The following is a 21,075-nucleotide window of genomic DNA, read 5'->3' as shown; positions in this document are numbered from 1 at the left end:
AGGTGTTGAATATTTATATAAGTGAAACAGATTTGATAAAAGCTCAACTAAAAAAAGAGAGTACTTTTAATCTAGCAAGAGTTATAGAACATTATATTTTAAAGCATAGACCAGAGAAATACAAACAAGGAGAAGAATACTATTATGGTAATACTGATATAAACAATAAGAGAAGATATTATTTCTTAGATGGAGCTAAGGTTGATGATTTTACTAAGGTTAATAATAAGGCAATTAATAACTACCATAAGCTTTTAGTTGACCAAAAGGTGGGCTATAGTGTTGGAAATCCAATAGTATTTAATGCAGATGATGACAATTTCACTAAGCTTTTAAATGACCTGCTAGGGGAAGAATTTGACGATACAATAACAGAACTATACCTTAATGCTAGTAATAAAGGCATTGAATGGCTACATCCATACATTAATAGAAAAGGTGAGTTTAAATATGTAATAATACCTGCTGAGGAAGCTATTCCTATTTGGGACAGTAAAAGGCAGAAGGAATTAGTCGCATTTATTAGGTTTTACTACATTGAGGATATAGATGGTAACAAGATAAAAAGAGTTGAATATTATACAGAAAATGATGTGACTTACTTTATTGAAAGAGGTAATAGTTTTGTTCAAGAGCTTTTATATGATGAATATGGAAAAATGACCGATATACAAGAAGGTCATTTTAGAATAAATAACAAAGAACAAGGATGGGGTAAAGTGCCTTTTATACCTTTTAAAAATAATGAAAAGTGTGTATCTGATTTAACTTTCTATAAGTCTTTAATTGATATATATGATAATAACATTTCTACACTTGCAGACAATTTAGATGAAATGCAAGAGGTTATTTATGTATTAAAAGAATATCCAGGAACAAGTCTACAAGAGTTTATAGATAATATAAGATACTATAAATCAATTAAAGTAGATGGTGGAGGAGGAGTTGACAAGCTAGAGATAAGCATACCAATCGAAGCTAAAAAGGAGCTTCTTGACAGATTAGAAAAGAATATAATTATCTTTGGTCAAGGCGTCAATCCCGAAAGCCAAAATACAGGTGATAAATCGGGTGTAGCACTTAAATTTTTATATTCATTACTGGACCTTAAATGTTCTAAGACTGAAAAGAAGTTTAAAAAAGCAATTAGAGAGCTTTTATGGTTTGTATGTGAGTATTTAAAGATAAGTAGCAGTAAGAGCTATGATTATAAATCAGTTCAAATAACATTTAACCATTCTATGATAATAAATGAAGCTGAAAAGATAGATATGGCAGCTAAATCAATTGGAATTATATCAGATGAAACTATTGTTAGTAATCATCCTTGGGTTGAAGATGTTAATGACGAACTTGAAAGACTTAAAAAACAGGAAGAAACCCAAAAAGAATATGATGATTTAATTCCTACTAATAATCAAGAGGGTGTTATAGATGAAACATAAAGATTATTGGAGGAAAAGATTTGAACAATTAGAAGAAGCTCAAAACAATAAAAGTGTAAAATATTATCTTGAATTGGAAAAGCAATACAAATTAGCTATGAATAGTATAGAAAAAGATATATTATCATGGTATAACAGATTTGCTGAAAATGAAGGTATTTCTTTGTTAGAAGCTAAGAAACTACTTAACACAAGAGAGTTGGAAGAGTTTAAGTGGAGTGTTGAGGAATATATTAAATATGGCAAAGAAAATGCTATTAATCAAAAGTGGATGAAAGAGTTAGAAAATGCTAGTGCAAGGGTTCATATAACGAGGCTTGAAGCTTTAAAACTGCAAATACAACAACAAGTGGAAGTACTTTATGGAAATGAACTTGATAGCATTGATAGGTTAATGAAAGATATTTATACAAGTGGATACTATCATACAGCTTTTAATGTTCAACAAGGATTAAACGTTGGTTGGAGTTTAATGAGTCTTGATACTAACAGAATAAATAAAGTTATTTCTAAGCCTTGGACCAGCGATGGGTTAAATTTCTCAGAAAGAATTTGGGGTAAACATAGACCTGCTTTAGTAAATGAACTACACACTAAATTAACTCAATCGATTATTAGAGGTGAAAATCCAAAGAATCTAGTAAATGACTTTGCTAAGAGATTTAATGTATCTAAATCTCAAGCTAAGAATTTAATAATGACTGAATCAGCTTTCTTTGCATCAGCTTCTAGGAAAGATTGTTTCAACGATTTAGATGTAGAAAAATATGAGATAGTTGCCACATTAGATTTAAGAACCTCAAATATATGTAGAGAATTAGATGGTAAAGTATTTGATATGAAAGATTATCAAGTTGGGATAACAGCTCCACCATTTCATTGCCGTTGTCGGACAACAATAGCTCCTTGGTTTGAGGACGAAGAAGGTTATAGAGCAGCAAGAGATGAAAATGGTAAAACTTATTATGTACCATCTAGTATGAAATATAATGAGTGGTATAAGAAACATATTGAGGATAGACTTGGAAAAGAAAAAGCTGATACTCTTAGAAAAATGCAACTAAATGAGAGTAAAGATAGAAAACAATTTAAGGAATATAAAAAAGTATTAGGAAATGAAATACCTTCTAAATTTGATGAATATCAACATATGAAGTATAATGATACTATAAGGTATGAAGAAGTTAAAAAGCTTTATAAAGATGTAAATTGGCAAGTTAAAAATCAGAGGAATTTAACTAGTGGAAGTGTTCATTCAGTGCCATTTGAATCAAAACCAAATAGTGTATTTGATAATTACAAAGATGGTAAATTAATTCAAAGAAGATACTATGGTAATACAGGAAAACCTAGATTAGATTTAGATTTAACTGACCATAGAAACCCAAAGCAACACAAAATTGTACCTCATAAACATGATTGGTTAGCTGATGAAAATAACCATGACAGGGTAAAAAGAGAGAAGGATATGGAGCTTACAAAGGCTCATAAAATAGCTAACAAAGATATTTTGAAAGGAGAATAAAATGGATAATAAATTTAAGAATTTGCAACATTTAATTAATTCTATTGATTTAGGATTAGATATAGAATTTGACTTATATAGCAAACCATATAATATATCTATCGGAGATGATGATACAAGATTTATTACTCTTTGTCCTGATGGAGATACAAAGTATTATAAAAATGGTAAGGATATGGTTGATAATTACAACATTGATGGTAAATTACTAAAGGATTTATGGAAAGATATACAGATAGTAAATATGTAAAAGCACTTGCTAAATGATTAATTGGTAGGTGCTTTTATTATGTGAAAATTTAGTTGAGAGAGTGATTTGAAATATGACTAAATTCTGTATAAAAGAAAAAAAGAAGTCATTAAATAGAATAAAAGATGAAAAAGAAATAAAATTTGCTATTATTGAGGATTTACAGTATCCAAGGTATATAGCATGTGAGGATATAAAATTAAAGAATAGTGAAAATAAAATTAGACTTATAAGAATTGAGGAGGAGAAATAAATGGCTAAGTTTGTGAAGAAAGCAGTTGAAGTAGAAGCTTTTAAACTAGGTTATGATGTAGAACCAAAATGGTTTATTGAGAATGATAGAGCTTATAATTTTATACAAGAAAAATGTATTGGTGGTAATGTGAGTTGTGACTTAGAAACATTAGAAGGTACTATGAGAGCTAATAAAGGGGATTATATTATACAAGGTGTAAAAGGAGAAATATATCCATGTAAAGCAGATATATTTGAAATGACATATCAAAAAGTTGAATATAGGGAAAAAAATAAATTATCAACAGAGATAACTTTAGATTCAACAAACTTTCAAGAAAATATTAAAAATGCCACAAAGGAATTAGAGATTTTTATAGTAACTTTAGAAAAAGCAGATAATAAAATTGATAAACTAACAGAAAAAATGAATAAATATGCTTGTAAAGTTGATGTAGATAAGATTGTAAAACAGTTAGTGAAACACCTAAGAGAAGGCATTGAATAAGTTTTTGGGGGATGGAAATATGTTTAAAAAAGATACAAGAGGATATATAAAAAGACACATTGGAAAGCCAAATAAATCAAGTGTTAGAGATATTATATCAGTTCTTATTATAATTGTTGGGATAGCTTTGGGTTTTATTGTAGGTTTAAGTATAATTATATCAAATGTATTAGATGTAGCTAATATGATAGATGCTAACACGTTTACTTGTATGAAGCTTGTTTTTAATTTAGCAGGCATGATAGCAGGTTATTTAGTAGGAAGAATAATCTGTTTTGTATTATCATTAACAGGTATTTTTATTGGTAGTAAATAAGTTATTTAAAAGTCTTTTAAGAGGCTTTTTTATTTTGCAAAAAAATGAAAGGAGATATTAAAAATGGATTGGTTAAAAGAACTACTAGAAGGAATAAAAATTGAGGATAACAAGATTGATATAGCTTCTCTTCAAAAGTCTATAGAAAATAAAATAAAAGAGACTACAGTTACTCAAGAAGATTATATGAATCTTGAAACACAACTTAATACAGCTAATGAAACTATTAAAAAGTTTGAAGGAGGTATGACAAAAGAAGATGTAGAGAATTTAAAAACAACTTATGAAACTGATAAGAAAACTTTAGAAGAAACTCACAAAAAAGAAATTGAAGAAAAAGACTTTAATTACTGGTTGGGGGATGCTTTTAAATCTGTTAAATGTAGGGATGAAATAGCATTAAAAGCTCATTTGGATATGGAAGCACTAAGAAATAGCAAGGATAGACAAAAGGCTTTTGAAGAACAGATAAACCCTTTAAAAGTGGATAAAGATTATTTGTTTAATGCAACACTAGAAGGTGGAGAACCTAAAACAAACACTATAACACCAGGTCAAGAACCTAAAATAACTGATTTTGGTTTTAATTTTACTGGGGTAAGACCTCATGAAAATAATAATAAATAGGAGGAAATAAAATGGCAGCACTAAATTATGCAAAAGAATATTCAAATGTTTTAGCACAAGCATATCCTTATACTTTAAACTTCGGGGATTTGTATGCAACAGAAAATAATGGGAGATATAGATGGACTGGGTCTAAAACAATAGAAATACCAACTATATCTACAACTGGGAGAGTTGATTCAAATAGGGATACAATTGCAGTAGCTCAAAGAAACTATGATAATGCTTGGGAACCTAAAGTATTAACTAACCAAAGGAAATGGTCAACATTAGTTCATCCAGCGGATGTTGACCAAACTAACCATGTAGCTTCAATAGGTAATATAACTCAAGTATATAATGAAGAACAAAAGTTCCCTGAAATGGACGCTTATTGTATATCTAAAATATATGCTGATTGGACATCACTAGGCAAAGTAGCAGATACAACAGTTATTACAACTGCAAATGTCTTAGAAATATTTGACATGATGATGGAAAGGATGACAGAAGCTAGGGTCCCAGAAAATGGAAGAATATTGTATGTTACACCAGTAATAAACACTATTATTAAAAATGCTAAAGAGATACAAAGAACAGTAAATATAAAAGATGGAGGGACTTCTCTTAATCGTCAAACAACTGATATAGATACAGTAAAGATAATTAAAATTCCATCAGCACTTATGAAAACTGCATATGATTTTACAACTGGATGGAAAGCAGGAGCAGGAGCTAAACAAATAAATATGTCTTTAATACATCCATCTGCAGTAATTACACCAGTTTCTTATCAGTTCGCTACTTTAGACGAACCAAGAGCAGTTACAGAAGGAAAATACTTGTACTTTGAAGAAAGTTTTGAGGATGTATTTATATTAAATAAAAAAGCTGATGCAATACAATTTGTTGTTGAAGGAGCTGGAGCATAATGGCACAAGTAAGGAAATTAAATAGAATATTAACTATAGAAGAATGTAGGATAGATGATTTCTTAGAAATGGGATATGACTTAATAGATGAAACTGGTAAGGCAATAAAGTATGGTAAGTCATTAAATATAAAAGATTTGGTAGCTGAAAATAATATTTTAAGAAATAAGGTTGAATCTTTAGAAGAAGAAAATAAGCAGCTTAAAGAGAAAAATAAGCTTACTAAAAAGTAGGTGAGAGTTATGGAAAATAATATAATTGATGATATAGAAAAAAGACTTGAAAGCTTTGGATATACATTAAAAGATGGAGATAAGTGGTTAATAGGTTTTGTTAAAGAAAAGATAGAGAATATCATTAAACTAGATTGTAACATAAATGAAATTCCAAAAGAATTAAAAAATATTGAAATAGATATGATAGTTGGAGAATTTCTATTTACTAAGAAAAATATGGGTCAATTAGATATAGAAAGTCTCAATTTTGAAGTTGTAGAAAAGTCTATATCAGAAGGTGATACAAAGATAGACTTTGCTATAGGAAGTGGCTCACAAACACCTGAACAACGATTTGATAGTCTTATAGCATACCTTACTACTTATGGTAAAGATAAAATATTAACTTTTAGGTGTTTGAGATGGTAAACAAATCAAGGAAAGCAATAGAAATATTATATAGAGATAAATGCACTATAGTAGAATATCAACCAATTAAAGACCCTGTAAGTAAAAGGACTAGCAATAAAGAAGTAGTCATATTAGAAAATCAACCATGTAAGATTTCATATAAAAATATAGTTTCTGCTACAGAAGGGAAAGTAGCTAAGCTAGAGCAAACAATTAAACTCTTTATATCTCCAAATATAAGCATTAAAGCAGGTTCTAAGCTTATTATAACTAATCAAAATAATGTTACAAAAGAGTATGTAAGAAGTGGTGAATCTGCGATATACCCAAACCATCAAGAGGTAATACTTGAATTATTTAAGGATAAAGCATAATGGGTAGAGGTGGAAGTGTTGATTTTAAAGAACTAAAGAAGTTACAAAGAAATTTACAAAGGTTGGAAGAGAGTCAACTCGATAAGTTTTGCAGAGACTGTGCAAAAGAGTTAGCAGCAAGATTAATTGGCAAAGCTATAAAACGTACGCCAGTTGACACAGGAGTGTTACGACAAGGTTGGAATGGTGTAGCTTATGCAAGGTCACTTCCAGTCATTAAAGCTGGAGATACTTACATTATAGAAATTATTAACCCCATCAAATATGCCAGTTTTATTGAATATGGTCATAGAACTAGAAATCATAAAGGTTGGGTTAAAGGTAGATATATGATGACTATTTCAGTGCAAGAATTAAGAGGTCAAGTAGATGTAATAATAGAAAAGAAATTAATAAATTTATTAAAGAAGGTATTTGATGCTTAATAATATAATTGATGGAATATCAGTAAAATTAGACAAATCGTTTGGAGAGAGTTATACAATTTATAGTGAAGATGTAGAGCAAGGTATAAATGAACCTTGTTTTTTTATTGTTCCTATAAATTCAAGTAAAACATCATATCCAAATGGCAGAGAGTTGAAGAAAAATTCATTTGATGTATATTACTTACCCCGTTCAAAAGATAAGGATTTTGAAATAAATGAGATAGCTGAGATGTTACTGGAGGAATTAGAGTATATAGAAATTAATGAAAATTTAGTTAGGGGTACAAATATGAACTTTGAAGTCGTGGATAATGTACTACATTTCTTTGTTGATTACAACTACTTCACTATAAAAAGTAATAATACGGATAAGATGAGTGATGTTGAATTATTTGGTGGATTAAAGAGAGGTGATAAACTTGAGTAAAACATTAAGTAAAGAAGATAGCTACAAGTTCACTAAGGAGCAGATAGTTAATTCTAAAAAATATGTAAACAGAAAAGACTTATTAAATGCAATTTTAAAAGAAGATGAATTATATTCCTTCTTAGAAGTAGAGGATAGAATAAATAGCTTTATGAAAGGAGTGAGTTAATATGGCTTTAGGTGGAGGAACATTCGTAACACAAAATAAAATACTTCCAGGCACTTATATAAATTTTATCTCAGCTAAGAGGGCAACAAGTTCTCTTAGTGATAGAGGGATTGTTGCAATGCCAATTGAACTTGATTGGGGTATTGATGAAGAAGTATTTCAAGTAAGTAGTGATGATTTTGAAAAGTATTCAACGAAGTATTTTGGATATGATTACACTCATGAGAAGTTAAAAGGTCTTAGAGATTTATTTAAAAATATAAGATTAGGTTATTTCTATAAATTAAATAAAGGTGTTAAAGCTAGTTGCACCATTGCTATAGCTAAATATAGTGGAATAAGAGGTAACGACTTAAAGGTAATAGTAACAACCAATGTTGATGATAACACTAAATTTGATGTTGTAACACTTTTGGATAATAAGAAAGTTGATACACAAATAGCAAAAGTTATTACAGATTTGGAAGATAATGACTATATTGCTTGGAAAAAGGATGCAACACTAGAAGCAAGTGCAGGGTTAGTATTTACTGGTGGGACTAATGGAGAAGCAGTTACAGGGACAGAATATCAAGCTTTCTTAGATAAAATAGAAAGTTACTCATTTAATGCACTAGGATGTTTGGCTACAACAACAGAGATTAAAAGTTTGTTTGTAGAGTTTACAAAAAGAATGAGAGATAAGGTAGGAGCTAAGTTTCAAACTGTATTATATAAGAAAAGTGATGCAGATTATGAAGGTGTAGTATCTGTAGAAAATAAAATTAAAGATACTGGATTACTAGAATCTAACTTAATTTATTGGGCTACTGGAGCTATAGCTGGATGTGACATAAATAAATCTAATACTAACAAAAAGTATGCTGGCGAGTTTGATGTTGATGTTAATTATACTCAAATACAGTTAGAGGAAGCTTTAAAAACTGGTAAGTTTATATTTCATAAAGTTGGAGATGAAGTCCATGTATTAGAGGATATAAACACTTTTGTTAGTTTTACAGATGATAAGAATGACGATTTTTCAAGTAATCAATCTATTAGAGTGTTAGACCAAATAGCTAATGATATTGCAACTTTATTTAATGAAAAGTATTTAGGTAAAGTTCCGAATGATGCAGCAGGAAGAATAAGTTTTTGGAATGATGTTGTTAAGCATCACAAAGAATTAGAAAATATTAGAGCAATAGAAGATTTTAAAACTGATGATGTTTTGGTGGAGCTTGGAAACTATAAGAAAACAGTTATAGTAAGTGATGCAGTTAAGGTTATAAATGCTATGAGTAAGCTTTATATGACTGTTTCAGTTAGTTAGAGGAGAGTGTTAAAAAATGAGTAATATTACTATGAATTCAAAAGATGCAATAAGTGCATCATTAGCAGAGTGTTTTGTAACAATAGAAGGTAAGAGATACCATCTTATGCAATGTATAAAGGTAGAAGCAAAGTTTGAAAAAACTAAAAGTGAAATACCAATCTTAGGAAGAACAGGAAAAGGAAATAAGACTACTGGTTGGAAAGGAACTGGAAGTGCAACCATTCATTATAATACTTCTATCTTTAGAAAACTTATGCTTAGATATAAGGAAACTGGAGAAGATGTATATTTTGATATGCAAATTACTAATGAAGACCCCACATCAAGTGTTGGAAGACAAACCATTATATTAAAAGAATGTAATATGGATGGGGGAATATTAGCTACATTTGATGCTGATAGTGAATATTTAGAGGAAGATATAGATTTTACTTTTGATGATTTTGATATGCCAGAGGAATTTAAAATATTATTAGGTATGGAGTAAGATACACATTTATAAATTATGGATGTGTATTTTTTATGTAAAAAATAAAATAAGAGGAGATTAGAATAATATGAGTAATTTAAGTGCTTTTTTAAGTCAAAATGCAATAAAAAATGAGAATGTAATGTATGTGGCAAGTGATAGATTTTTAGATGAAGAAGGAAAACCAGTTGAATGGGAATTAAGAGTTTTATCTTCTGAGGAAGATGAAGTATTAAGAAGAGATTGTACTAAAAGAGTGAAAGTAATTGGTAATAATGGGAAACATACTGGTCAATACACTAGTGAAATTGACTATAACAGTTATGTAGCTGAATTATGTGTAGCATCTACTGTATTTCCTGATTTGAAAGACGTTGAGTTACAAAATAGTTATGGAGTAATGGGAGAAGCTCAGCTATTAAAAACAATGCTTACAGCAGGTGAGTATGTAAATTACACTGTAAAAGTAAATGAAGTCAATGGATTTGATACAACATTTGAAGATAAAGTAGAAGAAGCAAAAAACTAATCAGAGGTGGCGATTTTGATGCAAGTATTACTCATTATTGTATTCAAAAACTAAAGTGGAAACCTAGTGAATACTTGAATTTAGAAGTTAATGAGAGAGCATTAGCAGCCGCCTCAATACTTGTTAAAATAGAAGATGAAGAAGAAGCAATGAAAGAAGCTGAAAGAGAGAAAAAGAGAGGGCGAAGAAGGTAGAAAAATATAAAATAAATGTATAATAGGTAAAATATGTAAGAGTTATATGTTATAATAATTGTAGCAAGGAAAATAATAATTGAAAAGTGCTAAGAGTGGCTATTTCCATATTTAAACGCCAAATTCCATAACGGAAGGAGGTGGAACAATATGGTGATAAATTTTTTATTGAGTATACTAGCTGGTGTTATATCAGCTTTCATGTATGATAAAATAAAAAACCACTCAAACGCCAATAAGAGTGGTTTAAAAAAGTAATTAATTTTTAATCTGAATTGGAAATAACTACTCTTGTATAAAGTAAATTATTATTTCCTTGCTTTTATTATACCACAATAAAAAAATTTTAACATTAATTATTGTCAGTTTTGACAATAATTAATGTTAATTTTTATAAACAATGATAATGAATCTAAATTAATGAATAAATCTAATTGTAAAAACTGTAAATAAGAAAGCACTTACTTAAATGGTAGGTGCTTTTGTTTTGCCAAATTATGCTATAATATTGAGTGAGATGAGTAATTTGTGGGGGAATTTTACAATGTGGATATTAGTACCAATAATAACAATAGCATTACTTATAATAGCTATTTCTTCTATGCAATATATTTTAGTTATGATAGCTTTTTTGTTGATTATATATTCTTTTATAGAAAAGAAAATAGTTATGGGTTTTGTATCTGTTCTTTTTTTCACTTATTCAATTTATCTTTGTGCAACTTGGGAAGATAAAACCTTGATAGCAGATAATAAAGTTGAGACTGTTAAAGTACAAAGGGAAATTGTAGAAAGAGAAAAGGAAATGGAAAGAAGAAGAATACAAGAAGAAGTAGACAAAGAAAGATATATTGAAAAATATGGAATGGAAATATCAGAAAAGGATTTAAAAGTTAAGCTAGAGGCTTTAGTACCTCAAGAATACAAGGGAAAGAAATATGAATTAAAAGTAGGAAAATTTAAAAGATATCGTATGTATTTTGATTTAACTGTGCAAAATGAAAAATTTAGCAATTCTGAAGAATGTAAAAAGTTTGTAAAAGAAATTGCTAATGCTCTTAAAAAAATTAAAATAGCTAAGGCCAACTTTGAATTTCATTCAAAAGATGATGGTGGTATATATAATTCTGTTTATATTGATTATTTTAGAAACATACAAAATAATGTAGATAATGTTGAAAATTTAGAATTCAATGAATTTGAACTTAAAACTGAACAAGAAGAGAAGCAAGAACAAGAAAAAATAGAACAAGAAAAAAACAATTACAATAATTACATTCAAAGTAGTGGAATTGACCCACTAGATAGAATAAAGAAACTAAAAGAGTTGTTAGACTCAGGCGCAATTACACAGGAAGAATATAATAAAAAGAAAAAGGAATTATTAGAATAGATGATATAGTAAGCACTTACAAATATGTAGGTGCTTTTGTTATTCAATAAAGTAGAGGAGATTATATTAACATTGTACTATTAGATATATTTAAGTACATGTATTATGATTAATTAGATATTTAATGAAAATAAAGGTAAACCCATATTTTATGTTGAAATATATTATAAAATAAAAAAATATGGAGGATTTAGGAAATGAAAAGATTTTTTTTATTAATCATATTATGTTTACTAAGTATAGGAGTAGTTGCATGTTCCTCAAATGATGATGAAGAAGACTACGATGATGTACCTAAGATAGAAAAAAAGTCTAATCCAAATGAAATAGATGGAATTAGAATTACAGTTAAAGGTGTTTCAAAAGAAGAAATGAAAGGCGATTATGATAAAGATGGAACTCCTAATAAAAATGGAGAATATTTTGGTGTAGGGTCAGATGCAAAAAAGGCTGCTGATTATGAATATAAGGTTGTAAATATAACTGTAGAGAATACAACAGATAGACCTGTAAAACTGTTTGAAGCTGGATGGAATAAAGATGGTACAGATTGGGATAAAAAAATTAAAGATATAAAAGTGACTGATAAGTTAGATAATAAAGAAGTTCCAGCACATGATAAATTTGATGCACAAGTTAAAATATTAACTGAGAAGAAGATGAATGTCAAAGAAATCGTATTAAAATATAATTTAACAAATTATACGAATTTAGAAGAAGCAATAAATTATGGGGATAATGGAGCATCTGAAGAAGATTCAAAAAAGAGATATCCAGAACTTTACAAAGAAAACTGGATAGAGTTAGGGACAATAAAATTTGAATAAAGATTTAATGTGGTTTTGAAACAAAAATTAGGCACTTACTTTTATGGTAGGTGCTTTTGTTTTGCTCAAATTTGGTCGATTGAGTAAAATAATTAGAAAAAATTAGTAAAAACTCTTGATTTATCGTACGTACTATAATATAATTTAAGTACGGACAATAAAAAGAGAGGTGATTAGATGTCCAGTAAATTAGGCAGACCACCAAAAAAAGACTCTAAAAAACTGAGATTTGAAGTTAGACTTAATCAAGAACAAGCTGATATATTAAATGAGTGTGCTGAAAATCTTAAAATATCTAAAACAGATGTTGTAATTAGAGGAATTGAATTGGTGAAAGAGAAGCTTGACAAAAACAAATAAAAAACAGCCGCTGCACCGACCAAAGCACTTGCGACTGTTTCCCAAAGAAGTTACCTTCTATGAAATATATTCTATCATAGTAAGGGACTTCTTACAATTAAATTTCAAGGAGGATTTTACTATGAATGAATTAATGAATTTTGAAGGAAAAGAGATTGAGATATTTGAATATAATGGGCAAGTTTTATTTAATCCATATGATTGTGGAAAATGTTTAGAGTTAAGTGATAGTGCAATAAGAAATCATTTATCTAAAATGAATGATACTCAAGCTGTATTATTAAAAAATTCTAATGTCCTAGATAAGGACTTTAGAAAGTTACATAATACGGGTGAAAAGTTCTTAACTGAAAGTGGAGTATATAAGTTAATATTTAAATCTCAGAAAGAAGAAGCAGAAAAGTTTCAAGACTGGATAAGTGATGAAGTACTACCTCAAATTCGACAACATGGTGCATACATAACTAACAATGCTAATCCAGATAAGTTGAGAGAAAAAGCAAGTGAGATTGAAAAGTTACAACTGGCTTATAATAGTACATCTATGTTAAAAGAACTATTAGATGATGCGGGCTTTGACAATAAATCTAAGTTGCTAACAGCAAAGACATTGTACAAAAAAGCGGGAATTGATTTACCAATTGAGATAGATGAAGAAGAACATTATTTTGATACAAAGCAAATAGCATCTAAACTGAAAATATATTCTAAGAGTAATAAACCAGCACAGATGGCTGTTTGTGAGATTATTAAAAAGATTGATTTAGAAGATAGTGAAGTTAAGGGAGTTTGGGAAACAAATGGCTCTTGGACTGGTACTGTAAATAAATATACAAAGAGTGTAATAGATAAGGTTAAGTGTTGGATAGATGATAATAATAAGCCTGCTAAGATACAAGGTGAAAAGAAGAATTATCATGTGGTATACAAAATTGAGTAAATGATATTGTATTAAATAATTTAGTTTATTTTAGTTTTGAGGGGGATTAATGCAATGTATGAGAATTTACTTGATATGGATAGGATAGAACTTATTAAAGAACTTGGAAGTATCTTTGAAAAGATGAAAAATGAAAATCCAGAAAGATTTTATAGATTTGTAAATTTAGTGAAAGAAGAAGGTAGGAAATCAGAAGAGAAAGAGAATAAATAACATAGATAAAGCACTTGGATATTATGTTGTTTCAAGTGCTTTGTCTGTTAAAAAATGGTATAATAGAGGTAAGAGTTTTGCAGTGTTCGATTTTTATGTTTAAGTATGGTTTAACAATTGAAATACAAGGCATTGAGAACATATGATAAGTGTTATCAATTGCACTACTAGCCGCTCACTGCAAATTTGAGAGAGTTGTATATGTGTAAGTATTGAAAATGCTAAGTTTATTTTGGGATTTTATATTAACTATGTGGTATGTAAAGCGTAATGACAGGAACCGCCGAAACAGGGAAACGCGAATTTTATATTAACTATGTGGTATGTAAAGGTGTTTTGCGGTGACAAGAAAACGTCGTTGACATTTTATTTTATATTAACTATGTGGTATGTAAAGATGTATACTGTGACAGATACGCACACGACAATTTAGATTTTATATTAACTATGTGGTATGTAAAGACAGAAAGTGTAAAAGATACTATGATTAGAGTAAGAATTTTATATTAACTATGTGGTATGTAAAGCGAAAAAATTCTTCTATTTATAAATTATATAATAAAATTTTATATTAACTATGTGGTATGTAAAGATAGAAAAATTAAATAACATAAACTATAAAGACATAATTTTATATTAACTATGTGGTATGTAAAGATCTGCTGAAAGGTCTCGTGCATCTTACTTAGACACATTTTATATTAACTATGTGGTATGTAAAGAACTGGTACTATGTAAATAACTTATCATCTTGCGAACTAATTTTATATTAACTATGTGGTATGTAAAGACATGTTTGGTAATAAAGAAGGTTTTGAAATAACACATTTTATATTAACTATGTGGTATGTAAAGTGTATAGAATTAAGAATTTTTTTAATACTAATTATAATTTTATATTAACTATGTGGTATGTAAAGACTAAACACTTGGTATTAGCCAACTGCATATACATAATTTTATATTAACTATGTGGTATGTAAAGTAAACTCAGCCAAGCTTGCAAGTGTATTATAAATTAGTTTTATATTAACTAAGTGGTATGTAAATGCCCAAAACTGTTTGCCACAACTTAGGCATGTCACTCATTTTATATTAACTATGTGGTATGTAAAGATAGTTTTTATATTTACACCGGGAATTAAGTTTAATGATTTTATATTAACTATGTGGGCTTAAAATTAAAAGTACCAAAAACACTTACTTGAATAGTAGGTGTTTTTTTAATTGAAAGGATGTGATGATAATGTAAAAATTTTATGAATATAGTATAATAATGCTATAAAATATTCTGTGGGGTGATTGTTGTGTTTTGTTCAAACTGTGGTTATGAGATAATTGGCGCAGGCAAATTTTGCTCAAATTGTGGTACACCTGCATTAGCAGATACAGTTGATAATGGTGATTTATTTGTAAGTATTGATGAAAAAAAAATAAATATGAACGATATTTATAAAAAAACCAATGGCGATAAAGTTTTAGCTCTTGATATTGTGATGGAACTATCAGAATTAAATATAAAAGAGTGTAAAAAACTTGTATATCCAGCCTTTGAAGAATTAAATAAAAAAATAAATATTGAAGAGAAAAAAGATGAATTAAGAGAAGACAAGTATAAACAAATTAATATACTTGAAGATGATAATGTTGCACATTGCCCTAAGTGTGGTTCTGTTTCGTTATCTGCACATAAAAAAGGTTTTGGTATAGGAAAAGCTGTAGCAGGAGCGACTATAGCAGGAGGTATTGGTCTAGTAGCGGGCAACTTAGGTGCAAAGAAAGTTAGAGTTACTTGTTTAAATTGTGGTAAACAATTTTGGGCATAAATAATAAAAGATAAGTTTTAAATTATGAAGCACATACTAAAAAGTAGGTGCTTTTATTATGCTTAAAAAGAAAGGAAAGTGATAAAATGGCAACAATACAAACATCAATCCGAATTTTCGACGGAATGACACCCGCATTTAGGAATATGACTACATCTATTAACACAACGATTAATAGTCTTGAAAGGCTACAAGGGAGATTGAATAATCCACTCAATGCTGGTGGTATACAAGCATCTCAACAAAGTTTAAACAATATTGAAAACATATTAACTAGGATAGAACAGAAAATTGGAAGAAATACAAATGAACAGGAAAACTTTAATAATAAGATAAAGCAAGGAAGTGAAGCAAGCTCCGTATTAGTTGCTAAACTTAGAAGTATAGCGGGAGTATATATTGGAATAAAAGGAATAGAAAGTATTACAAAAGCGGCAGATACAATTGCAAGTACAAAAGCAAGATTGGCTTTAATGAATGATGGGTTACAGACAACAGAACAACTTAATAAAATGATTTATTTATCTGCTCAAAGTGCAAGAGCTAGTTATGCAGATACAGCAGCACAAGTCAGTAAATTGGGAATATTAGCAGGAGAAGCTTTTGGAAGTAGTGCAGAAGTTGTAAAATTTGCAGAATTAATGAATAAATCATTTGTAATAGGAGGAACGTCAGCATCAGAAGCGAGTGCAGCAATGTATCAACTTACACAAGCGATGGCGGCAGGAAAGCTTCAAGGTGACGAATTTAGGTCTATTATGGAAAATGCTCCACTTCTAGCTACTAAAATAGCTGAATCTATGGGTAAGGGTAAAGAAGCACTAAAAGATTTATCTCGGACAGGAGCTATAACGGCAGATGTAGTGAGAAAGGCACTATTTAAAGCAAGTGCTGAAATAGAAAAGAAATTCGCAAGCATGCCAATAACTTTTTCTCAAGCTCTTACAATGATGAAAAATGATGCCTATATGATTTTCTCTGAGACATTAGGAAAGATAAGTGGAGCTTTGCAAAGCGTTAGGTTTAGTGAGATTGTTGTATCTATGCGGAACGTTATGATTGCAATATCTTCAAATCTTTATGATACGCTGAATATTATAAAAAATATTTTAAATAGTGATTTTTTCTCAGGTTTTGTACAAGGAATTACAACAGGAACTGTACTGATAATACAAGGATTGGGATGGATTACTAATGCTGCACTAAATGTTGCTAATGTCTTTGCTCAGAATTGGGGCATAATAAAGCCAATTATTTATGGAGTGGTGGCAGCAATTGCGATATATAAAGGAGTATTACTTGCAAGTACAATTGCCACTACAGTAGCATCTTTTGTAAATTCATTGTATGCAGTAGCTGCGTATAAAGCTTGTGCAGCTTTAGCAGCACAAGAATTTGCGATATTTGGAAAAATATCTGCACAAACTATGGAAGCTTTGGTAACAGCACAAGCAACAGCAGCACAATGGGGATTTAATGCAGCATTATTATCTTGTCCAATTTTTTGGATAATAGCAGGTATTATAGCATTTGTAGTAGTAGTTTTTGTTGCAGTAGCAGCAGTAAATAAATTCGCAGGAACAAGTCTGACTGTACTAGGAGCAATTGTAGGTGCAGTATTTGCAGCAGTTGCAACAATACAAAATATAATGATTGGGCTTCTCAATGGTTGTATATTTGTAAATGAAGCTATTGCGAATGGTTGGAATCAGTGTATATATTTTATGAAACAAGCAATTGCAAAAGGTGTAATATTCATAATAGAAAAAATGGCATCTCTAAATGATTCTGTAAATAGTGCAGGAAATGCACTTGGAAAAGCCTTTATAGACGGGGCAAATATAGCAATCAGAGGAGTAAATAAGCTTGTTGATTTACTAAACAAAATTCCTGGAGTAGACATTGGGAAAGTAGGAGAAGCAACATTCACACCAGTCAAGGCAGATAATAGCACAATTAAAAAACAAATTGCAGATTTAAACAAATGGGTAGGAAATGCACCAGAAAAAATAACATTAGAGAGAATGGGATACAAAGATATTGGAGCAGAATTTCAAAAAGGAAATGCACTTGGAACTAAATGGCAAAATGCTATAACTAATAAATTAAAAGATACTTTTGACATTAACAAGATGCTAGAAGATGCAAAAGATAAATTAGGATTAAAAGATTTATGGGATAAAAATAAGTATGGGTTAGATAATGGCATAGGTTCAAGTGATTTAGGGAAAAGTGCAAAAGATACCGCAGGCAATACTGCTAAAATGGCTAAAACAATGGATAAAAGTCAAGAAGACCTTAAATATCTTAGAGATATTGCAGAACAGGAAGTAATCAATAGGTACACAGGAGTAAATATTAAAATTGACATGAACAATACAAACAACATAAATAGTGATACAGATGTTGACGGTATAGTTAATGTCTTAACTGAGAAACTGAATGACGCTATGGTTGTATCAGCAGAAGGTATAGTTTAGGAAGGAGGTGTGTAGCCGTGGCTTATGACTTTTATTTAGATGGAGTGCAATTACCAATACCTCCTGCAAAATTAGAGATTAAAGTAACAAATAAGAATAAGACAGTAGACCTAATAAATACTGGAGAAGTAAACATATTAAAAAAAGAAGGGCTATCTGAAATAAGTTTTGAAGCAGAATTTACACACAATAAGTTGCCATTCTATCGTGGAGCATTTAGGGATGTTCAATTCTTTTTAAGTAAACTAGAACTACTAAAAACAGATTGTAAGCCATTTCAATTTATTGTTTCAAGGGAAATGGGTAATAAGGTCCTATTTAATACTAATATGAAAGTATCACTTGAGGAATATAACATAGTAGAAGATGCAGAGAATGGTTCAGATACAAAAGTTGCAATAAAATTAAAACAATATAGAGATTATTCAACTAAAAAGTTAGTTCCTGCTCCACCTAAAAAAACTAATGAGACTGGTAGACCAAGCGTAAAGATAGAGCCAAAACGAGTTGATTCAGTCAATGCACCAAACTCTAAGACGTACACAGTAAAAAGTGGTGATAGTCTTTGGTCAATCTGTCAAAAACAACTTGGAAATGGGTCGCTATATAAGAAAGTATATGAGTTAAATAAATCAATGATGGATAAAGCTAATAAGGGCAAAAACTTAAGTAAATACACTATCTATAAAGGGCAGGTGTTAAAACTTGGCTGATGATTTAGTTTTGGCGAATGATAGAGATGTAAGACTAGTAATAGCACATTGGGAAGATTTCTATGAACCTGCCGTTTTAGATGGAATCACATGGGAAATTGAAAGACGAGGTACACCTTCAAAGCTAGAATTTACAATAGTTATGGATGATATACTACAGTTTTGCGAGGGAAACTCTGTAAGACTATATTACAAGGGTGTTGGAATATTTTATGGATATATATTTCAAAAGAAAAGAGATAAAGAAAATCATATCAAGATAGTTGCCTATGACCAGCTAAGATATTTTAAGAATAAAGATACTTATGTGTATAATAATAAAACAGCGAGTGAACTTGTAAAAATGTTAGCTAAAGATTTTAACTTGAAATACAATGTCATAGAAGATACAAAATATAAAATATCTAGGATAGAAGAAAATAAAACACTCTTTGACATGATACTAACAGCACTAGATGATACTTTAAGAGAGAAAAAGGAAATGTATACCTTGTATGATGATTTTGGAAGAATAACACTAAAAAATGTTGCATCAATGAAATTAGATACTGTTATGAATAATGATGTAATAGAAGATTTTGACTATAATTCATCAATAGATAGTGATACTTATACAAAAATTAAACTTGTGAGAGATAATGAAGAGACAGGAAAAAGGGATGTTTATATTGCACAAGATTCTACGCATATGAGAAGTTGGGGAATACTTCAAATGTTTGATACAGTAGACAAGAACATGAGTGAAGCAGAGATAAAACAAAAATGTGATATACTTTTAAAACTATATAATAAGAAAACTAAGTCATTAAGTTTAAAAAATGTATTAGGAGATATTAGAGTAAGAGCGGGTTGTTTAGTACCTGTTTTTTTAGATTTGGGAGATATAGAAGTTCAAAATTATATGCTAGTTGAGAAAGTAAAGCATACCTTTGAAAATAACAGTCATTTTATGGATTTAAATTTAGTAGATGGGGATGAGTTTGCCTCTTATTCTTCAAGCTCATATAGTAGTGGAAACACTAACAATAAAGATGAAAAGAAAAATGGTCCTGCACAGAGTACTACAAGCAAAGAAGACAATGATATGATAAATAAATTGAATAAAGTATTTAAAAATAAGTTATCAAATACAGGAAATATATTTGTTAAATATTCTAATGCTTACAAAGTCAATGCAGCTTTAATGGCTGCAATATCAATGCACGAATCAGCTAGGGGTACTTCAAACATTGCAAACACTAAAAATAATTTCTTTGGAATGAGAAGAGATGGAAAGTATTTAAGTTTTTCAAGTACTGATGAAGGAATAAAAAGAGGTATAAGTAATTTATCAAGAAACTATATCTATCAAGGTAGAAAAACATTAGAAAGTATCAGAAATAAGTATTCTTCAAGTTCAGATAAAGAATGGGTAAAATGTGTAAGTTCATTTTATAAACAAATAACAGGTAATAGTTATAATAATTCAAGTGGTACAGGAGTTGGAAGTAATGAGGAAGCAGAAAAGAATTTAAAAGATACAACTTATCAAGTTCAAAATAATAGCACTGATAATACATCAACAAACAATAATAGTAAAGTAAGTAAAGTTATTCAAGAAGCAAAAAATCAGCTTGGCAAGCCATATGCTTGGGGTGGTAATGGTCCTAAAAGTTTTGATTGTAGTGGACTTATGATTTGGGCATTTAAGAGAGGTGCAGGAATAAATCTACCTAGAGTTTCAGCAGACCAATCAAAAGATAGTAGAGGAAAACTATTATGCAACATAAATGATGTAAAGGCTGGTGATTTAGTATTCTTTGCATACAACCAAGGAAAAGGAAATGTACATCACGTTGGACTATGTATAGGAAATGACCAGTTCATACATTCGCCAAATACTGGTGATGTAGTTAAAATAAGCAGTTTAAGTGGTAGACAAAGTAAAAATCATGATTTTGCAAGAGCTAGAAGATTCTTTTAAGCGAGGTGGTAAT

26 protein-coding genes and 1 CRISPR repeat array are annotated in these 21,075 nt (G+C 29.6%); all 26 genes read left to right on the top strand.

Going from position 1 to position 21,075, the window contains the following annotated elements:
- Positions 1-2: 2 nt before the first annotated feature.
- The 26 genes from ACTG44_RS14715 (at position 3) to ACTG44_RS14590 (ending at position 21,062) form a co-directional block, all read left to right on the top strand.
- Positions 3-1,445: a phage portal protein gene (locus tag ACTG44_RS14715; RefSeq protein WP_479920717.1), complete on the top strand. Its 1,443-nt coding sequence runs from the start codon at positions 3-5 to the stop codon at positions 1,443-1,445.
- Complete coding sequence (locus ACTG44_RS14710) at positions 1,435-2,970, top strand: minor capsid protein (protein WP_479920716.1); 1,536 nt, start codon at positions 1,435-1,437, stop codon at positions 2,968-2,970. The genes ACTG44_RS14715 and ACTG44_RS14710 overlap by 11 nt, the downstream gene beginning before the upstream one ends.
- A gap of 1 nt (position 2,971) precedes the next feature.
- On the top strand, positions 2,972-3,220 hold the full coding sequence (locus ACTG44_RS14705; protein ID WP_021395626.1) for a hypothetical protein: 249 nt from the start codon (positions 2,972-2,974) through the stop codon (positions 3,218-3,220).
- A 73-nt stretch (positions 3,221-3,293) separates the two neighbouring features.
- Entirely contained in the window at positions 3,294-3,473 is a 180-nt protein-coding gene (locus ACTG44_RS14700) for a hypothetical protein (RefSeq protein WP_479920715.1), read from the top strand.
- Positions 3,474-3,962, top strand: a complete 489-nt coding sequence (locus tag ACTG44_RS14695) for a hypothetical protein (RefSeq protein WP_479920714.1) — start codon at positions 3,474-3,476, stop codon at positions 3,960-3,962.
- 19 nt (positions 3,963-3,981) lie between these two features.
- The gene (locus ACTG44_RS14690; protein WP_479920713.1) at positions 3,982-4,278 is read left to right on the top strand and encodes a hypothetical protein; all 297 of its coding nucleotides are present in this window, start codon (positions 3,982-3,984) and stop codon (positions 4,276-4,278) included.
- 63 nt (positions 4,279-4,341) lie between these two features.
- Positions 4,342-4,905: a phage scaffolding protein gene (locus tag ACTG44_RS14685; protein ID WP_479920712.1), complete on the top strand. Its 564-nt coding sequence runs from the start codon at positions 4,342-4,344 to the stop codon at positions 4,903-4,905.
- 11 nt (positions 4,906-4,916) lie between these two features.
- A complete protein-coding gene (locus ACTG44_RS14680) occupies positions 4,917-5,816 on the top strand; it encodes a capsid protein (RefSeq protein ID WP_479920711.1) in 900 nt (299 codons plus the stop codon).
- Positions 5,816-6,049: a hypothetical protein gene (locus ACTG44_RS14675; protein WP_254481872.1), complete on the top strand. Its 234-nt coding sequence runs from the start codon at positions 5,816-5,818 to the stop codon at positions 6,047-6,049. The genes ACTG44_RS14680 and ACTG44_RS14675 overlap by 1 nt, the downstream gene beginning before the upstream one ends.
- 9 nt (positions 6,050-6,058) lie before the next feature.
- Positions 6,059-6,460, top strand: a complete 402-nt coding sequence (locus ACTG44_RS14670; RefSeq protein ID WP_479920710.1) for a hypothetical protein — start codon at positions 6,059-6,061, stop codon at positions 6,458-6,460.
- Positions 6,454-6,816, top strand: coding sequence for a hypothetical protein (locus tag ACTG44_RS14665; protein ID WP_479920709.1), 363 nt, complete (start codon positions 6,454-6,456; stop codon positions 6,814-6,816). Before ACTG44_RS14670 ends, ACTG44_RS14665 begins: the two co-directional genes overlap by 7 nt.
- The gene (locus tag ACTG44_RS14660; RefSeq protein ID WP_021385813.1) at positions 6,816-7,241 is read left to right on the top strand and encodes an HK97 gp10 family phage protein; all 426 of its coding nucleotides are present in this window, start codon (positions 6,816-6,818) and stop codon (positions 7,239-7,241) included. Before ACTG44_RS14665 ends, ACTG44_RS14660 begins: the two co-directional genes overlap by 1 nt.
- The gene (locus tag ACTG44_RS14655; protein WP_479920708.1) at positions 7,234-7,671 is read left to right on the top strand and encodes a phage tail terminator family protein; all 438 of its coding nucleotides are present in this window, start codon (positions 7,234-7,236) and stop codon (positions 7,669-7,671) included. The genes ACTG44_RS14660 and ACTG44_RS14655 overlap by 8 nt, the downstream gene beginning before the upstream one ends.
- On the top strand, positions 7,655-7,840 hold the full coding sequence (locus ACTG44_RS14650) for a hypothetical protein (RefSeq protein ID WP_479920707.1): 186 nt from the start codon (positions 7,655-7,657) through the stop codon (positions 7,838-7,840). Before ACTG44_RS14655 ends, ACTG44_RS14650 begins: the two co-directional genes overlap by 17 nt.
- Position 7,841: 1 nt before the next feature.
- Complete coding sequence (locus ACTG44_RS14645) at positions 7,842-9,152, top strand: phage tail sheath family protein (protein ID WP_479920706.1); 1,311 nt, start codon at positions 7,842-7,844, stop codon at positions 9,150-9,152.
- A 16-nt stretch (positions 9,153-9,168) separates the two neighbouring features.
- Positions 9,169-9,642 carry a phage tail tube protein gene (locus ACTG44_RS14640; RefSeq protein ID WP_223195609.1) on the top strand — a complete coding sequence of 158 codons (474 nt, stop codon included), beginning with the start codon at positions 9,169-9,171 and terminating at the stop codon, positions 9,640-9,642.
- A gap of 70 nt (positions 9,643-9,712) precedes the next feature.
- Positions 9,713-10,153 carry a phage tail assembly chaperone gene (locus ACTG44_RS14635; RefSeq protein ID WP_479920705.1) on the top strand — a complete coding sequence of 147 codons (441 nt, stop codon included), beginning with the start codon at positions 9,713-9,715 and terminating at the stop codon, positions 10,151-10,153.
- Between the two features lie 738 nt (positions 10,154-10,891).
- Entirely contained in the window at positions 10,892-11,740 is an 849-nt protein-coding gene (locus tag ACTG44_RS14630; protein WP_479920704.1) for an SHOCT domain-containing protein, read from the top strand.
- Positions 11,741-11,937: 197 nt separating this feature from the next.
- Positions 11,938-12,567, top strand: coding sequence for a hypothetical protein (locus ACTG44_RS14625; protein ID WP_479920703.1), 630 nt, complete (start codon positions 11,938-11,940; stop codon positions 12,565-12,567).
- Between the two features lie 177 nt (positions 12,568-12,744).
- On the top strand, positions 12,745-12,927 hold the full coding sequence (locus tag ACTG44_RS14620; protein WP_021394946.1) for a hypothetical protein: 183 nt from the start codon (positions 12,745-12,747) through the stop codon (positions 12,925-12,927).
- 121 nt (positions 12,928-13,048) lie between these two features.
- Entirely contained in the window at positions 13,049-13,867 is an 819-nt protein-coding gene (locus tag ACTG44_RS14615; protein WP_479920702.1) for a BRO-N domain-containing protein, read from the top strand.
- A 54-nt stretch (positions 13,868-13,921) separates the two neighbouring features.
- On the top strand, positions 13,922-14,080 hold the full coding sequence (locus ACTG44_RS14610) for a hypothetical protein (protein ID WP_227851781.1): 159 nt from the start codon (positions 13,922-13,924) through the stop codon (positions 14,078-14,080).
- A gap of 237 nt (positions 14,081-14,317) precedes the next feature.
- Positions 14,318-15,262: direct repeats of the CRISPR family, unit length 29 nt; unit sequence ATTTTATATTAACTATGTGGTATGTAAAG.
- 125 nt (positions 15,263-15,387) lie between these two features.
- Positions 15,388-15,906, top strand: a complete 519-nt coding sequence (locus ACTG44_RS14605) for a zinc ribbon domain-containing protein (protein ID WP_479920701.1) — start codon at positions 15,388-15,390, stop codon at positions 15,904-15,906.
- Between the two features lie 86 nt (positions 15,907-15,992).
- Complete coding sequence (locus tag ACTG44_RS14600) at positions 15,993-18,386, top strand: tape measure protein (protein WP_479920700.1); 2,394 nt, start codon at positions 15,993-15,995, stop codon at positions 18,384-18,386.
- Positions 18,387-18,403: 17 nt separating this feature from the next.
- The gene (locus tag ACTG44_RS14595) at positions 18,404-19,099 is read left to right on the top strand and encodes a LysM peptidoglycan-binding domain-containing protein (protein WP_479920699.1); all 696 of its coding nucleotides are present in this window, start codon (positions 18,404-18,406) and stop codon (positions 19,097-19,099) included.
- Complete coding sequence (locus ACTG44_RS14590) at positions 19,092-21,062, top strand: C40 family peptidase (protein WP_479920698.1); 1,971 nt, start codon at positions 19,092-19,094, stop codon at positions 21,060-21,062. The genes ACTG44_RS14595 and ACTG44_RS14590 overlap by 8 nt, the downstream gene beginning before the upstream one ends.
- The last annotated feature ends 13 nt before the right edge of the window (positions 21,063-21,075 follow it).

The organism is Clostridioides sp. LIBA-2809, assembly GCF_056688965.1.
The sequence above is the reverse complement of the archived record's forward strand: the minus strand, read 5'-3'. Positions and strand labels throughout refer to the sequence as shown.

Excerpts from the sequence above, each read along its gene's own strand:
- ACTG44_RS14710 (WP_479920716.1), top strand. The coding sequence starts at position 1,435 with ATGAAACATAAAGATTATTGGAGGAAAAGATTTGAACAATTAGAAGAA.
- ACTG44_RS14705 (WP_021395626.1), top strand. The coding sequence starts at position 2,972 with ATGGATAATAAATTTAAGAATTTGCAACATTTAATTAATTCTATTGAT.
- ACTG44_RS14700 (WP_479920715.1), top strand. The coding sequence starts at position 3,294 with ATGACTAAATTCTGTATAAAAGAAAAAAAGAAGTCATTAAATAGAATA.
- ACTG44_RS14695 (WP_479920714.1), top strand. The coding sequence starts at position 3,474 with ATGGCTAAGTTTGTGAAGAAAGCAGTTGAAGTAGAAGCTTTTAAACTA.
- ACTG44_RS14690 (WP_479920713.1), top strand. The coding sequence starts at position 3,982 with ATGTTTAAAAAAGATACAAGAGGATATATAAAAAGACACATTGGAAAG.
- ACTG44_RS14685 (WP_479920712.1), top strand. The coding sequence starts at position 4,342 with ATGGATTGGTTAAAAGAACTACTAGAAGGAATAAAAATTGAGGATAAC.
- ACTG44_RS14680 (WP_479920711.1), top strand. The coding sequence starts at position 4,917 with ATGGCAGCACTAAATTATGCAAAAGAATATTCAAATGTTTTAGCACAA.
- ACTG44_RS14675 (WP_254481872.1), top strand. The coding sequence starts at position 5,816 with ATGGCACAAGTAAGGAAATTAAATAGAATATTAACTATAGAAGAATGT.
- ACTG44_RS14670 (WP_479920710.1), top strand. The coding sequence starts at position 6,059 with ATGGAAAATAATATAATTGATGATATAGAAAAAAGACTTGAAAGCTTT.
- ACTG44_RS14665 (WP_479920709.1), top strand. The coding sequence starts at position 6,454 with ATGGTAAACAAATCAAGGAAAGCAATAGAAATATTATATAGAGATAAA.
- ACTG44_RS14660 (WP_021385813.1), top strand. The coding sequence starts at position 6,816 with ATGGGTAGAGGTGGAAGTGTTGATTTTAAAGAACTAAAGAAGTTACAA.
- ACTG44_RS14655 (WP_479920708.1), top strand. The coding sequence starts at position 7,234 with ATGCTTAATAATATAATTGATGGAATATCAGTAAAATTAGACAAATCG.
- ACTG44_RS14645 (WP_479920706.1), top strand. The coding sequence starts at position 7,842 with ATGGCTTTAGGTGGAGGAACATTCGTAACACAAAATAAAATACTTCCA.
- ACTG44_RS14640 (WP_223195609.1), top strand. The coding sequence starts at position 9,169 with ATGAGTAATATTACTATGAATTCAAAAGATGCAATAAGTGCATCATTA.
- ACTG44_RS14635 (WP_479920705.1), top strand. The coding sequence starts at position 9,713 with ATGAGTAATTTAAGTGCTTTTTTAAGTCAAAATGCAATAAAAAATGAG.
- ACTG44_RS14630 (WP_479920704.1), top strand. The coding sequence starts at position 10,892 with ATGTGGATATTAGTACCAATAATAACAATAGCATTACTTATAATAGCT.
- ACTG44_RS14625 (WP_479920703.1), top strand. The coding sequence starts at position 11,938 with ATGAAAAGATTTTTTTTATTAATCATATTATGTTTACTAAGTATAGGA.
- ACTG44_RS14620 (WP_021394946.1), top strand. The coding sequence starts at position 12,745 with ATGTCCAGTAAATTAGGCAGACCACCAAAAAAAGACTCTAAAAAACTG.
- ACTG44_RS14615 (WP_479920702.1), top strand. The coding sequence starts at position 13,049 with ATGAATGAATTAATGAATTTTGAAGGAAAAGAGATTGAGATATTTGAA.
- ACTG44_RS14610 (WP_227851781.1), top strand. The coding sequence starts at position 13,922 with ATGTATGAGAATTTACTTGATATGGATAGGATAGAACTTATTAAAGAA.
- ACTG44_RS14600 (WP_479920700.1), top strand. The coding sequence starts at position 15,993 with ATGGCAACAATACAAACATCAATCCGAATTTTCGACGGAATGACACCC.